This is a genomic window from Streptomyces venezuelae ATCC 10712, assembly GCF_008639165.1.
Classification (GTDB): Bacteria; Actinomycetota; Actinomycetes; order Streptomycetales; family Streptomycetaceae; genus Streptomyces; species Streptomyces venezuelae.
On the sequence record NZ_CP029197.1, the window covers coordinates 2,830,549 to 2,844,306 of the forward strand.

At 74.8% G+C, this 13,758-nt stretch carries 12 protein-coding genes and 1 tRNA gene; 9 read left to right on the top strand and 4 right to left on the bottom strand.

The genetic code is table 11. The features are described 5' to 3' along the window. Positions 1–39 precede the first annotated feature (39 nt). Positions 40–906, bottom strand: coding sequence for a spermidine synthase (locus DEJ43_RS12865; RefSeq protein ID WP_015033797.1), 867 nt, complete (start codon positions 904–906; stop codon positions 40–42). An 81-nt stretch (positions 907–987) separates the two neighbouring features. After that, entirely contained in the window at positions 988–1,431 is a 444-nt protein-coding gene (locus tag DEJ43_RS12870) for a hypothetical protein (RefSeq protein ID WP_015033798.1), read from the bottom strand. Between the two features lie 226 nt (positions 1,432–1,657). On the opposite strand from DEJ43_RS12870, the gene DEJ43_RS12875 reads away from it, so the two are divergent. Beyond that, on the top strand, positions 1,658–2,944 hold the full coding sequence (locus DEJ43_RS12875; RefSeq protein WP_015033799.1) for an NsdA family TPR-like regulatory protein: 1,287 nt from the start codon (positions 1,658–1,660) through the stop codon (positions 2,942–2,944). Positions 2,945–2,985: 41 nt separating this feature from the next. On the opposite strand, the gene DEJ43_RS12880 is transcribed toward DEJ43_RS12875, so the two are convergent. Beyond that, the gene (locus DEJ43_RS12880; protein ID WP_015033800.1) at positions 2,986–3,579 is read right to left on the bottom strand and encodes a histidine phosphatase family protein; all 594 of its coding nucleotides are present in this window, start codon (positions 3,577–3,579) and stop codon (positions 2,986–2,988) included. A 143-nt stretch (positions 3,580–3,722) separates the two neighbouring features. Between DEJ43_RS12880 and DEJ43_RS12885 the strand changes: the two genes are divergently transcribed. The 7 genes from DEJ43_RS12885 to DEJ43_RS12915 all read left to right on the top strand — a co-directional run bounded on the left by DEJ43_RS12885 (position 3,723) and on the right by DEJ43_RS12915 (position 10,039). Beyond that, positions 3,723–4,562, top strand: coding sequence for a phosphatase PAP2 family protein (locus DEJ43_RS12885; protein WP_015033801.1), 840 nt, complete (start codon positions 3,723–3,725; stop codon positions 4,560–4,562). After that, positions 4,495–5,625 (top strand): hypothetical protein, encoded by a 1,131-nt coding sequence (locus tag DEJ43_RS12890; RefSeq protein WP_015033802.1) that lies wholly within the window; start codon positions 4,495–4,497, stop codon positions 5,623–5,625. Before DEJ43_RS12885 ends, DEJ43_RS12890 begins: the two co-directional genes overlap by 68 nt. Continuing rightward, positions 5,616–7,223 (top strand): hypothetical protein, encoded by a 1,608-nt coding sequence (locus DEJ43_RS12895; protein WP_015033803.1) that lies wholly within the window; start codon positions 5,616–5,618, stop codon positions 7,221–7,223. The genes DEJ43_RS12890 and DEJ43_RS12895 overlap by 10 nt, the downstream gene beginning before the upstream one ends. A gap of 34 nt (positions 7,224–7,257) precedes the next feature. Continuing rightward, positions 7,258–8,610: an AAA domain-containing protein gene (locus DEJ43_RS12900; protein ID WP_015033804.1), complete on the top strand. Its 1,353-nt coding sequence runs from the start codon at positions 7,258–7,260 to the stop codon at positions 8,608–8,610. Between the two features lie 130 nt (positions 8,611–8,740). Further along, positions 8,741–9,097 carry a hypothetical protein gene (locus DEJ43_RS12905; RefSeq protein ID WP_015033805.1) on the top strand — a complete coding sequence of 119 codons (357 nt, stop codon included), beginning with the start codon at positions 8,741–8,743 and terminating at the stop codon, positions 9,095–9,097. Positions 9,098–9,348: 251 nt separating this feature from the next. Further along, complete coding sequence (locus DEJ43_RS12910) at positions 9,349–9,975, top strand: bifunctional DNA primase/polymerase (RefSeq protein WP_015033806.1); 627 nt, start codon at positions 9,349–9,351, stop codon at positions 9,973–9,975. Further along, positions 9,966–10,039: transfer RNA gene (locus DEJ43_RS12915), tRNA-Lys, on the top strand. Before DEJ43_RS12910 ends, DEJ43_RS12915 begins: the two co-directional genes overlap by 10 nt. Before the next feature lie 83 nt (positions 10,040–10,122). Here the strand turns inward: DEJ43_RS12915 and DEJ43_RS12920 are convergent. Further along, positions 10,123–11,403: a M6 family metalloprotease domain-containing protein gene (locus DEJ43_RS12920; protein WP_233447947.1), complete on the bottom strand. Its 1,281-nt coding sequence runs from the start codon at positions 11,401–11,403 to the stop codon at positions 10,123–10,125. Between the two features lie 324 nt (positions 11,404–11,727). On the opposite strand from DEJ43_RS12920, the gene DEJ43_RS12925 reads away from it, so the two are divergent. After that, positions 11,728–13,596: a putative bifunctional diguanylate cyclase/phosphodiesterase gene (locus DEJ43_RS12925; RefSeq protein ID WP_015033808.1), complete on the top strand. Its 1,869-nt coding sequence runs from the start codon at positions 11,728–11,730 to the stop codon at positions 13,594–13,596. The last annotated feature ends 162 nt before the right edge of the window (positions 13,597–13,758 follow it).

The following is a 13,758-nucleotide window of genomic DNA, read 5'->3' on the forward strand; positions in this document are numbered from 1 at the left end:
CCGGCGCCCGGTCGGGTCCCGCCCCGGCCCCCGGTCGGGTCAGCGGAAGACGGACGCGGGCGGTACGGGTGAGGGCTTGGCGCTGGCGTCGGTGACCGGCGCCGCTCCCCCGGCGAAGTCGGCGAGCGTCCGCCCGTGTTCGACCCGGCCCGGGTGCGGGTCGGTGGCGACCCGGCGGGTCAGCTCGGCCACCGGCAGCTCCCGGTCGGAGGCGAGCAGCACCGCGTTGCCGAAGCGCCGCCCGCGCAGCACCGTCGGGTCGGCGGCGAGCGCCAGCTCGGGGAAGACCGCGGCGGCCGTGGCGATCTGGCCGCGCAGATGCGTCAGCGGCGGCCCGTCGGCCAGGTTCGCCGCGTAGAAGCCGCCGGGCCGCAGCACCCGCCGCACCTCGCCGAGGAACTCGGTGCTGGTCAGATGGGCCGGGGTGCGGGCGCCGCTGAACACGTCGGCGATGACGAGGTCGGCCCAGCCGTCCTGGACCTTGGCGAGCCCGGCGCGGGCGTCGGTGGACCGGACCCGGATCCGGGCCCCGGCGTCGAGCGGCAGCTCCCGGCGGACGAGCTGGACGAGGGACCCGTCGAGCTCCACGATCTGCTGGGTGGAGCGGGGCCGGGTCGCGGCGACGTACCGGGCGAGGGTGAAGGCGCCACCGCCGAGGTGGACGACCTGGAGCGGCCGGTTCGGCGGGGCGGCGAGGTCGGCGATGTGGCCGAGCCGCCGCTGGTACTCGAAGGTGAGGTGGGCGGGGTCGTCGAGGTCCACGTGGGACTGCGGGGCGCCGTCGATGAGCAGCGTCCAGGCGCGCGGGCGTTCCCGGTCGGGTATGAGTTCGGCGAGTCCGCCGTCGACGGTCTCGACGACGGAGACGGCGGACGCCGCCCGGTCGCGCTGCTTGTTCCTGGCCACTGCCCCATTATCGGCGCATGCGCGACGGGCCCGCCCGACGGCGTCCGGTCCCCGGCCGTGGCCGGAAACGGATCACTCGTCTCAGTGGCAGCCGTCGGCCGCTTCGATGAGCCGGGCCGCCTCGCCGAGGGCCTCGCGCAGGACGACGGGGTCGGTGACGGGATCGGTGTCGCCGGGCGGCAGCAGCCAGCCGGCCGGGCGCGGCGCGTCCCCGGCGGGCTCGGGCAGCTCCGGCAGCTCGGGGAGGCGCAGGCCGCGCCCCGAGGTCCGGGTGCAGGCGCTGCCGGGCATGTCCCAGGCGGCGGCGGTGCCCGGCGGGACCAGGAAGCCCAGGGTGTCGCAGGTGCCGTCGTGGACGACGGGGCCGACGGCCGGGACCGCGCCGCGCCGCAGGATGTCGACGGCCTCCAGACCCTGGCGGACCGGCACGGTCACCAGGTCCCAGGGCTCGGCGGCGGGCTGGGGCCCGCCGGCGTCCGGGGCGGGCGTGTGCCAGGTGGCCGACTGCGAACCGATCTCCGACATGGGACCCCTCCTCGCTCCTGAGGAGACACGTTCCGTCTCTCCCTTACGGTTCAACGCCCGTGCGCGTCAACGGCTACGGCGCCATGCCGCCGCAAAGGATGGCAGTTCATGGCAGATCACAGGCGAGATATCCGATTTGTAGCCAAACTCAGCGTAGGCATCCGGTCACAGCAGGTACGTTCTTGCTCCGCCGGACCACCCGGCAGCACAGGAGAGGGCTCGGGCCATGGCGATGTCACGGGCAGTTCCCAATCTCGCCTTCCGCCGGCTCCGCGGACAGCACTCGCCGGCGGAGTTCGCCGCGGCGGTCCGCCGGGCGGCGCGGGAGATCGGCGAACAGGTCGCGTGCGACGCCCGCTACATCGGGCGCGTGGAAGCGGGCGAGATCCGCTGCCCCAACTACGCGTACGAGCGGGTCTTCCTGCACATGTTCCCCGGTCTGAGCCTCACCGACCTGGGCTTCTCCGCGCGGGAGACGGTCCGCGGCCGGCCGCGACGCGTCGCGGCCGGGGCGCCGCCTCCCGCCGCCATCTCGACCCGGAACGATGAGGAGAGCGACGTGCTGCGTCGCGCATTCATGACGAGCGGCTCCGCCACCCTGGCGGCCGCCTCGCTGGGACTCGGCGGCCCCGCCGTCGCGATCCCCGCCCCCCGCGCCGGCCACCGCATCGGCGAGGCCGAGGTGCGGGCCGTCGAGGACGCCGTACGGCAGATCCGGCTGCTCGACGACCGGCACGGCGCCGACGGGCTCTACAAGGTCGCCGCCCAGCCGCTCCGGGCCGCGTACGCGCTGCTCGACACGGGCACGATGACCCGCCGCTCCACCGAGGACCGGCTGCACGCGGGCGCGGGCGAGCTCTCCCTCTCCGTCGGCTGGCTGGCCCACGACTCGGGCCGCCTCGACGACGCCCGCTCGCACTACGCCGAGGCGCTGGCCACCGCGCGCTTCTCGGGCAACGCGGCCCTGGAGGCGCACGCCTTCTGCAACACGTCGTTCCTGGCACGGGACACCGGCCGGTACCGCGAGGCGGTCCGGGCGGCGCAGGCGGGGCTGCGGGCCGCGCAGCCGCTCGACTCGGCGCGGCTGCTCTCGCTGCTGTCGCTGCGGGAGGCCGGCGCGTGGGCGGGCCTCGGCGAACGCTCGGCCTGCGAGCAGGCCCTCGGCCGGGCCCACGGCTTCTTCGACCGGGGTCCCTGCGACGACGACCCCGAGTGGATGTCGTTCTTCGGGGAGCCGGAGCGGGAGGCCCTGGAGGCGCAGTGCTGGTCGGCCCTGGGCGACTGGGGCCGGGCCGCCCGGCACGCCCACCGGGCCGCCGTCCTGCAGAACCCGCACTTCGCCCGGAACCTGGCGCTCTACCGCACCCACCTCGCGAAGAACCTGGCGCACGCCGGACGTCCGGACGAGGCCGCGGCGGAGGCCCGGCGGGTGGTGGAGTCGCTGGAGGGCATCGCCTCGGCCAGGATCCGCGTAATGCTCTCGGAGACCCGCCGGGCCCTGGCCGCGTACTGACCGCCGGGCCGCGGGCGTGCCCCTGGCCGGGGGGCGGTCGGCTACTCCAGGTGCCCGGTGTCGTTCCAGCGCTCCATCGCGGGGGCGCCGTACGCCCAGCCGAGGACCGACAGGCTCGTCGGGTCGAGGCGGATGCGGGAGGCGAAGGAGACGTCCTCGCCGAGCCAGCGGGCGCCGATCGAGCGCAGGATGTGCCCGTGGGCGAAGACCAGGACGTCACGGTCGGCCGAGCGGGCCCAGTTCACGACCTCGTCGGCGCGCGCCGACAGCTGCGCGAGGGACTCGCCGTCCCGGACGCCGTCGCGCCAGATGAACCAGCCCGGCTGGATGTCCTGGATCTGCGCCGGGGTCAGCCCCTCGTACGCCCCGTAGTCCCACTCCATCAGCGCGTCCCAGGGCTCGGCCCGCTCGCCGAAGCCGGCCAGCTCGCAGGTCTCGCTCGCGCGGACCAGCGGACTGGTGCGCACCTCCACGCCGGGCAGGCCCTGCCAGGGGCCGCGGTGCAGGCGCTCACCGAGCAGCTTCGCTCCGCGCCGCCCCTCGTCGAGCAGGGGTATGTCGGTCCTGCCGGTGTGCCGGCCGAGAAGTGACCACTCGGTCTGGCCGTGCCGGGCGAGCAGGATGCGCGGTGCCATGGGAAGGATCTCCAGGGGTTCACGGTGCGGACGTGCCTCTCCCATCATCGCCCACGTGGATTCGGGGTGACGTCCGGGCAACCCCCCGGCGGCGCCCGGCGTCCACTCCCCCGGGGCGATCACCGTCGGGGGGACCTTTTCGTATGCGCAAGCCACGCTGGTGGGCCGAGTTGTCGCTGATCGCGGTCGTGTACGCGGCGTACACCTGCGGGCGGCTGCTGGTGCGCGGCGACGAGGCCTCGGCCGTGGGGCACGGTCTTGCCGTCCTGCGCCTCGAACGGCTCCTCGGCGTCGACGTCGAGCGGCCGCTGAACCGGCTGTTCACGGACGTGCCCGCGCTCGGGGTCCCGGCGGACTTCGCGTACGCCTCGCTGCACTACCTCGTCACCCCGGCGATCCTGGTCTGGCTCTTCCGCCGCCGCCCGGCGCACTACCGGGCCGCCCGCACCTGGCTGATGGCGTCCACGCTGCTGGGTCTCGTCGGCTTCACCCTGCTGCCGACCTGCCCGCCGCGGCTGCTCGACCCGGCGTACGGCTTCACCGACACCATGGCGCACTTCAGCGCGTACGGCTGGTGGGGCGGCGAGGCCAGCGCGCCGCGCGGGCTCGGCGGCATGACCAACCAGTACGCGGCGATGCCCAGCCTCCACGTGGGCTGGGCACTGTGGTGCGGGGTGATGCTCTGGCGGTACGGGAGGACGCCCGCGACCAGGGCCCTCGGGGTGGCGTATCCGCTGCTCACCACGCTCGTCGTGATGGGCACCGCCAACCACTACCTGCTCGACGCGGTCGCCGGCGCGGCCGTGATGGGCGCCGGTCTGCTGCTCACCCGGTACGCGCTGCGGCGCGCCGGGTGGCGGCGCGGGACGGCGGAAGCGCCCCCGGTTGTCAGTGGCGGATGCGAGACTTCCACGGGTGAGCGCATCCCTGGACAGCGGTCTGTCCCGACCTCCCCGACCGACGCCTCGCCGGCTCCTCGCTGAGCTGCGGGGACCGTCGAACCCGCCGCGTCCGCTGGACGCGCGGGCCCTCGCGGCGCTGGCCGCCAATCCCGGCTGCCGGCGGCGGGCCCTCCTCGACGGCGCCGGGGTCGACAAGTCGGCGCTCGCCGCCAGGCTCGGCTCTCCGGCCCCGTTCGGGCAGTCGCAGTTCGCGATCGTGCGGGGCAACTCCTTCGAGGCGAAGGTCAAGGCGGACGGCGGCCGTGAGCTGCTGCGGCTGATCGGCGTCGAGGAGCCGGGCACGGTCGCCGTGCCCGATCTCGCGGCCGCCGGTCCCGAAGGGCGGGTGGCGCGGACGGCGCTCGCGCTGCGCGAGGCGACCGCGGCGGACGCCTGGACGCTGCTCGACCATCCGCTGTTCGCCCTCGAGGTGGCCGGTTCGCCGGTGTACCTGGAGCCGGACGCGGTGGTGGTCCGCCCCGACGGCGGATGGACGGTCGTGGAGATCAAGTCCTTCCCGATGGTCGACGGGGCGGCGGACGCGTCGAAGGTGGGGGCGGCGGCCCGGCAGGCCGCGGTGTACGTGCTCGCGCTCGAACGGGTCGCGGCGGTCACCGAGGGCGCCGAGGTCGCCCGGTCGGTGCTCCTCGTCTGCCCGAAGGACTTCTCCAACGTGCCGACGGCCTCGGTCGTCGACGTGCGCAAGCAGCGCGCGGTCACCCGGCGCCAGCTCGACCGGCTGACCCGGATCGACGAGATCGCGGCGGCCCTGCCGGAGGGCGTCAGCTTCGACGTGGCCGAGCGTTCGGCGGAGGAACTGACCGCGTCCGTGGAGTCCGTGCCCCATCAGTACGCGCCGGAGTGCCTGGCCGCCTGCGAGCTGGCCTTCCACTGCCGCTCGCGGGCCCGGGACGCGGGCGCGGTGGAGACCCTGGGCCGTTCGGTACGGGGTGAGCTCGGCGGCCTGACGACGGTCGCCGCGGTCCTCGCGGCGGCCCGCGGCGAGGAGGGCGACCCGCGGGACCCGGCGGTGGCGGCCCTGCGCAGGGCGCGGGCGCTGCGCCAGGAGGCGCTGGCGGGGGCGGAGGCGCGGGCATGTCGCTGATCTCCACCCTCGCCCGGATGGAGGCCGTCGAGTCGGGCCGGGCGCAGCCGCTCGCGACCGTCCGGCACCGGCGGGTCTCCGAGCGGCCCCTCGTGTTCGTCCCGCTGACGACCGCCGGTGAGGCGGGCGCCCCGCTGGGCGCGCTCGTCGGCACCGACCCGGCGGAGCCCCGGCTCCTGGTGGTGGCCCAGCCCCGGGACCGGGACCTGCGGTTCGGCTTCCTCGCCGACCTGGCGGACGAGGTCCTGCCGTACGTCGAATCGTTCGCGGAGGCCGTCGAGGCGGCGGAGAAGAGCGAGGTCGACCCGGAGACCGGCAAGAAGGTGAAGGTCGAGGTCGAGCTGTGCGCGGACGCGCCGCAGCTGATCGTGCCGAGCCGGGCGGGCATCGAGTACGTACGGCTGCTGGGGCGGTCGACGCGGTTCCGGCGGACGGCCGAGCAGGACCCGGAGACGCCGTTCCCCGCGCCGCCGCGGGTCCCGCTGCTCGGGCGCTGGCTGACGCACTTCGCCGACCGGGCCCGGGTGCCGGGCTCCTCGCTGCTGCTCTGCGCGACCGACCTCCTCAACCGGCACTGGGCGACCGGCCAGTCCAGCCTGGAGGACCAGCACCTGGGCGCGCTGCTCGCCTGGATCGACCGACCCGACGACAAGGGGGCCGAGGCGGACGAGCCGGGCGCGCGGGCCGCGCTGCGGGCCGAGGTGGGCCGGGACGCCGAGGGGCAGTTGCTGTGCCCGCCCGCGGGGCCCGCCACCGACCCGGCGTTCGACAACCGGCTCCTCGCGCCCGCGATCGAGCGGTACGACCGCGCCCGGCAGGCCGTCGGCGCGGCCGAGGACGGCGAGGCGGCCGAGCGCGGACTCGGCGAACTGCACCGGGCGGAGCGAGAGGTGCGACGCCTGGTCGTCTCGCAGATGAAACCGACCTGGGACGCGGTCTGGCGGGCGATCGGCCTGCTGCGGGAGCTCCCGGAGGGCGCCCGGGTCGAGGACCGCTGGACCCGCGACCGCTGGTCCTTCACCGCCCACCGCGACCGAGTCGCCGCCGGTGAGCCGCCGCAGCCGCGCCGGGACGACGCCGTCACGGCGGCCCGCAAGCTCGCCGCGCGCGAGCAGGCGCAGGGCCAGCTGGAGGCGCAGGAGGCCCTCGACGATCCGCTGGTCCTCGCCGGACGGCGGCTCGCGGGCGAGGCGTTCACGGCCCAGGTGGTCGAGGTGACGATGGCGTGGACGGAGTCGAAGCGGCCCGCACCGCGCCCGCTGCTCACCGTCCGCACGGAGGACCGGCCGCACCTGGGCGAGAAGGTGAAGGTCTACCGCTCGCTCGACGGGAAGCCGCAGTCGGCGGAGTTCGTGCGGTACGAGGAGGACGGGGCGCTGCTGCTGCGGCTCCTCGACAGGATGGGCCGCGCGAAGGAGCCCGCGGAGGGCTCGGTGCCGGAGAAGGGCGAGTGGATCGCCTGGACGCTGTTCGAGCACGACCAGCGGGTCGGGCCGCAGCTGCCCGAGGCGGAGGAGACGCCCTGGACGCACGGCGGGCCGCCCCGCTCGGACGTCGTGGAACTGCCCGACGCCGTGACCCCGGAGGACGTGCTGTGACCGTGCTCGACCCCATGCCCGCGAAGGACGCGCCGTGACCCTGTTCGACCCCTCCCCCGCGGGTTTCGACCCCTCCGCCGCCGCCGGGAAGGCGACCGCGGACATCCTCGCGGACACCCTGCACGGCACCGCGCGGGGTGTCGTCGTGGACTCCCCGCCCGGCGCGGGAAAGTCCACGCTGGTGGTGCGGGCCGCCCTCGAACTGGCCGCGGCGGGCCGCCCCCTGATGGTGGTCGCCCAGACGAACGCGCAGGTGGACGACCTGGTGCTGCGGCTCGCCGAGAAGGAGCCGGACCTTGAGGTGGGGCGGCTGCACTCGAACGACAGCGACCCGTACGACAAGGCGCTCGACGACCTGGAACGCGTACGAAAGTCGGCGAAGGCCGGTGAGCTGGCCGGGCTTCCGGTCGTCCTGTCCACCGCCGCCAAATGGGCGCACGTGAAGAACGTGGAGCCCTGGGCGCACGCCATCGTCGACGAGGCGTACCAGATGCGCTCGGACGCGCTGCTCGCCGTTGCGGGGCTCTTCGAGCGGGCCCTCTTCGTCGGCGACCCCGGGCAGCTGGACCCGTTCTCGGTGGTGGGCGCGGAGCAGTGGGCGGGGCTGTCGTACGACCCGTCGGCGAGCGCGGTCTCCACGCTCCTGGCGCACAACCCGGAGCTTCCGCAGCACCGGCTGCCGGTGTCCTGGCGGCTGCCCGCCTCGGCGGCGCCGCTGGTCTCGGACGCCTTCTACCCCTTCACACCGTTCCGCAGCGGCACCGGGCACGGCGACCGAAGGCTGTCCTTCGGGGTGGCGTCGGACGGTTCGGGTCCCGACCGGGTCCTCGACGAGGCGGCCGAGTCGGGCTGGGGCCTGCTCGAACTGCCCGCCCGGCACACCCCGCGCACCGACCCCGAGGCGGTCGGCGCGGTCGCCCTTGTGGTGCGCCGGCTCCTCGACCGGGGCGGGGCGGCGGTCTCGGAGCGCTCGGAGACCCCCGTGCCGCTGACGGCGGACCGGATCGCGGTCGGCACCGCGCACCGCGACCAGGCGGCGGCGGTGCGGGCGGCGCTCCACGAGCTGGGCGTGACGGGCGTGACCGTCGACACCGCGAACCGGCTCCAGGGACGCGAGTACGACGTGACGGTCGTCCTGCACCCGCTGTCCGGGCGGCCGGACGCGACGGCCTTCCACCTGGAGACGGGCCGCCTGTGCGTACTGGCCTCCCGGCACCGGCACGCGTGCGTGGTGGTCTGCCGGGCGGGGGTGACGGACCTGCTCGACGCGCACCCGTCGACGGAGCCGGTCCAGCTGGGTGTCGCGGTGTCCTTCCCGGACGGCTGGGAGGCGAACCACGCGGTCCTGTCCCATCTGGAGGAGCACCGGGTGACCTGGACGCCGTGACTCCGGCGCGGCGCGGCGGGCCGGGGCCGGTCAGGGGCGTGCGCGGGACCGTACGCGCTCTTGCGGGGCGCGGGACAATGGAAGACGGCCCGGGAGTCCGGGCCGTGCCTGTGCGAGGAGGAGACGGACGATGGCGGAATCCGCGGAACGGAGCGGACAGCGGCGGCTGAGGCCGGCTCCGCTGATCTTCGAGCCTGCCGAGGCGACCGCCGATCCGGAGCATTTCTTCGACCTGGAGTCGATAGAGGATCCGCGGGAGCTGCTGTCCCGCGCGACGGAGCTGACGCTGGCGTTCCGCGCGGCGACGGACCGGGCGACCGAGTTCCAGGCGATCGCGGCGGCGCAGCTGGCGGATCCGCGCCGGTTCGACCGGCTCACGACGGCGGACGTCGCCGAGCGGGCGCAGTGGACCGAGGACTACGCCCGGAAGATGATCGAGTTCGGCCGGGACCTGATCCGCACGAACGGCCGCCCCGCGGAGGACTGAGCGCGGGGGCGTACGCGCGCGTCGGGGGCACGCCCGCGCGGCCGGGGCACGCCCGCGCGGCGGGAGCGCGTACGCGCGTCCGGGGCACGCCCGCGCGGCGCCCGGCGTGGGCCGGCAGTCGTGCGCCCCCGTGGCCTAAAAAGCACCCCTGGCATATGCCGGGGGTGCACGATACTCCTCACCCTCCCCGCCTGTCCGGGATTCCGCGAACTCTCGGCGACCGGGTGGTGACGCCCGGTAGATCTGGATCCATGACGACGTGGACGCGCGACGAGACCCCGCAGGACATCTTCCGCTTCCTCCGGGAGGGCGACGAGGGACGGCACCAGGCCGCCCGGGTGACCGCCGACGGGGCCGCCTGGCTCGCCTCCGCCACCGGGCACCGTGAGGCCGCGCTCACCCGCTGGGAGTCCCGCCCGGCCTCCCCGGCGGCGCTGCCCTGCGGGACGGTCTTCGACGTCGTCAACGTGGACCCGGTCTTCGGGCGCCGGATGCTGGACCGGCTGTGGGCGGAGGGCCCGGGTTCGGGGCCCGTCGCCGTGCACCGGGGCCGGATGATGCTGTTCGCCGCGCCGGGTACGGCCCAGCGGCTGCCGGCGCTCCTGGACTGGGAGGAGTGGGGGGACGCGGTCCCCCGGCCGCTCTGTCACGGGCTCGGGGACGCGGTGACGGTGCCGCCGCTGGTGCCGTCCGACGCCGCGGGACCCCGCTGGCTGGTGGCCCCCGACACGCGCAGCCCGTGGCTGCCCGGGCCCGAGGTGGTGCTCTGGGCCTGCGTGCGGGCCGTCCGGGCCGCCTCCGCCGCCGACGTGCGGGTATCGATTTTTCCTCCCGCCGATCCGGATGCTAATGTCTACGACGTCAGCAGGCGCCGCTAGCTCAGTTGGTTAGAGCAGCTGACTCTTAATCAGCGGGTCCGGGGTTCGAGTCCCTGGCGGCGCACAGACGGAAGAAGCCCCTCGCGGAAGCGGGGGGCTTCTTCGTGTTGCCGATCGCGTGTTGCCGATCGTGCGGGCCGAGCGGGGTCAGTCGGCGGCGGGTGGCGTGATCCGGACCGTCCAGCCGCCGGCCTCCGTCCGGTCCGTGACCTCGACCCGTACGCCGGTGCCGGGCACGGTGAGGGTCTCGCCCTCGTCGAGCGGCGCGTCCGCGAGCGGCGGGTAGACGGATCGGTCCCAGCAGGCCTCGGTGCGCGGGTGCGCGTCGACGACCTGGACCGGGCCCTCGCCGGAGGCCGCGCCGCCCCGGATCCGGTAGACCAGCACCCCCTCGGTGCAGGTCTCCGCGTTGCTCCCGGCGTCGGTGCGGGCCTCGACGGCCAGGGCGCTGTCCGGGCCGGTGCGGACCACGGCGAGCCGGGTGCCCAGGGTGGCGCCGGGCACCGGCTGGGCGTCGGTCGGCTCCAGGCTGACCATCCGGGGGCCGGTGCCCTGGACGCAGGTCACCTGGGCGCCGGAGAGCCAGCCCAGCTTCCACTTGTGCCAGCCGAAGAGGTCGGGAGAGAGCCCGAACTGGCTGCCCATGACGTCCCAGTCACCCACATGGGTGTCCCAGTCGCCCTTTCCGTCGACCGGGCGGTGGTAGAGGTCGGGCAGGTCGAAGACGTGCCCGGTCTCGTGGGCGAGGACGTTGCGGTCGGGCGGGTGCCGCTCGAAGACGGTGACCACCCGCTTGATCTCGGTCCCGTCGACCTCCACCGGGTGTTCGAGGTTGACGACCTTGGTCGCGTCGGAGTCCACGCCGGGCGCGTCCGGGTCCGCGACCAGGTAGACGATGTCGTACCGGGAGAAGTCGACGCTCGCGTCGGCGGCGGCGATCGCGTCCCTGAGGTAGGCGGCGCGCTGCCCCGCGTCCCAGTCCCGCCGTATGGCGTACGCGCCGGACTCCTTCGGCATCGGGGTCCAGACGCGCTGGGGGTGCGGGCGCAGGGTGAAGCGCCCGTAGGAGGCGCGGCTGAAGTACTCGCTGGTGGCGGGGAAGTGGTCGGCGGCGAGTTCGGCCGGATCGGTGAGCGGTTCGGCGTCCGGGAAGGACAGGAAGATCATGACGGCGTCGAGGGCGCGGTCGGGGCGCGGGTACGACCTGTTCCAGGTGTCGAGGCCGAGCGAGTGGTGGGCGGCGGTGCGGGGCAGGGCGCAGGGGCCGGCGGTGGGCGCGCCGACGGCCGGGCCGGCCACGAGGCCGGTGGCGGCCAGGGCGGCGAACGAGGTGAGGGCCGCCGCACCGGCACGCAGCCGTGAGCGTTCCACTCCCCCGGGTGGCTGCTGACCCCTCACGTGGACCTCCGGTTCGGGAATGCGGGACACCTCACCCACCTTGTGATGGTTTGCGAGGTTTCGCATGTTTCCGCTGCCCCGGTCGGGTGAGGGCGGCGCGCGGGGTCGACGCGACACGAGCGCGCTCCAGCTCACGGAAAGTCACATTCGGTCACGTCGTCATCGACCCGTGTCAGACCCGCGCAGAAACGATCGGGCGGGGTGCGGCGGTGGGCGGCCTCACAGTGCCGGACGCCCCCCGGAGGCCCCTCGGAGCTGGAAGGCTCCCCCGCACGGGCTCTATGATCGGCACACTTTCCTTGGCCGACCGTCCCGACCACATGTGACCGGCCCGACTGCACTACGGGAGCGAGCGTGAGCGGAACCCCCGAAGAACCGGTGCATCCAGACCCGCCGGAGAGCCGCACGGCGGACCCCGCACTCACGGAGCGTCACGCCCAACTCCGCGACTACCACGCCGCCTTCCGGGTCGCCCAGCTCGCCATGGCCGTCGTCGACGAGGACGGTCTGGTCGTCGCCGCCAACGACTCCTTCGGTAGCCTCCTCGGCAGCGAGCCGACGGCGCTCCACGCCCAGGCCGCCTCCGACCTCGTCGACCTCGCCTCCGACGGCCGCACCTGGCACGCGTACCGCGAGGTGCTGCGCGGCCGCCGCTCCCGCTTCCGCTGCACCCGCCGCCTGAAGCACGCCGACGGACGCTCGCTGTGGGCCGAGGTCACCGTCGCGCCCGTGCCCGACAGCCGGCGCGTCCTGCTGTCCATCGCCGACATCAGCGACCGGCGCGAGCTCCAGGCGCGGCTGCGCCACCTCCAGATGCACGACCCGGTGACCCGACTGCCCAACCGCGCCCTGTTCTTCGAGCGCCTCTCGGCGGCGCTCGAGGCCTCGGCGCTCGACGCCGCCGAGGGCGTGACGGCCGGCTCCCCCGCCCCAGGCGAAACGATCACCTCGTCCTACGAGTCGTACGGGTATGGCAGAACAGGGCGGATCGGGCTCTGCTACCTCGACCTCGACGGGTTCAAGGCGGTCAACGACACCCTCGGCCACCGCGTCGGCGACCGGCTGCTCGCCGCCGTCGCCGCCCGCCTCACCGAGTGCGCGGACAACGACGGCTACACCCGCAGCGGCGGCCACCTCGTGGCCCGGCTCGGCGGGGACGAGTTCGCGATCCTCGTCGAGGACTCCACCGGCACGGAGCAACTGGCCGACCTGGCGCGCTCGGTGCTGAACGCGCTCCAGCAGCCCTTCGACCTCGGCGGCCAGCGGCTCTCGGTCTCCGCCTCGATCGGCGTGGTCGAGCGCTCCGGGCACGGCACGACGGCCACCGCGCTGATGCAGGCCGCCGACACCACGCTGTACTGGGCCAAGGCCGACGGCAAGGCCCGCTGGACGCTCTTCGACCCGGAGCGCAACGCCCACCGGATGACCCGGCAGGCGCTCTCCTCCACCCTGCGCCCGGCCGTGGAGCGCGGGGAGTTCACCCTGGAGTACCAGCCGCTCGTCGAGCTGGCGGACGGGGCGGTGCGCGGGGTGGAGGCGCTGGTGCGCTGGAACCACCCGCAGTTCGGCTCGCTCGCGCCGAATCGGTTCATCGGTATCGCCGAGGAGGACGGCTCCATCGTGGAGCTGGGCCGGTGGGTGCTGCGCACCGCCTGCCGCCAGGCCCGGCAGTGGCAGAAGGACCGGCCCCGCGAGCGCCCGATCTTCGTGAGCGTGAACGTGGCGGTCCGTCAGGTCTGGGACTCCGACCTTGTCGCGGACGTGGCCGGCATCCTCGCGGAGACCGGCCTCGCCCCGCACCTGCTCCAGCTGGAGCTCACCGAGTCGGCCGTGATGGGCTCGGCCGGCCGGCCGCTGCAGGCGCTGCAGGCGCTCAGCGACATGGGGGTGCGGATCGCGATCGACGACTTCGGCACCGGCTACTCGAACCTGGCCTATCTGAGCCGGCTGCCGGTCTCGGTGCTCAAGCTGGACGGTTCCTTCGTCCGCGGCTTCCAGGACGAGGAGCACGCCAACCCGGCGGACGAGCTGATCGTCGAGGCGCTGGTGCAGCTCGCGCACCGGCTGGGCCTCACGGTGACCGCCGAGTGCGTGGAGACCGCGGGGCAGGCGAGCCGGCTGCGCCGGATCGGCTGTGACACGGGTCAGGGCTGGCTGTACTCGCGGGCGGTGGCGCCGGACCGGATCGCGGAGCTGATCGGCGCGGAACCGCTGCGGGTCTGAACGGTACGGAGCCGGTACGGGTCTGAGCGGTAGGCAACCACCGCCGGTCCCCCGGCAAAGAGCCGCTGCCGGCCTCGGCACGGCGTGCGGGCATGGAACTGCCCCCGGCCGGAGGGACATTCCGGGCGGGGGCAGCGGTTCATGCGGGACTCAGCGGCCCAG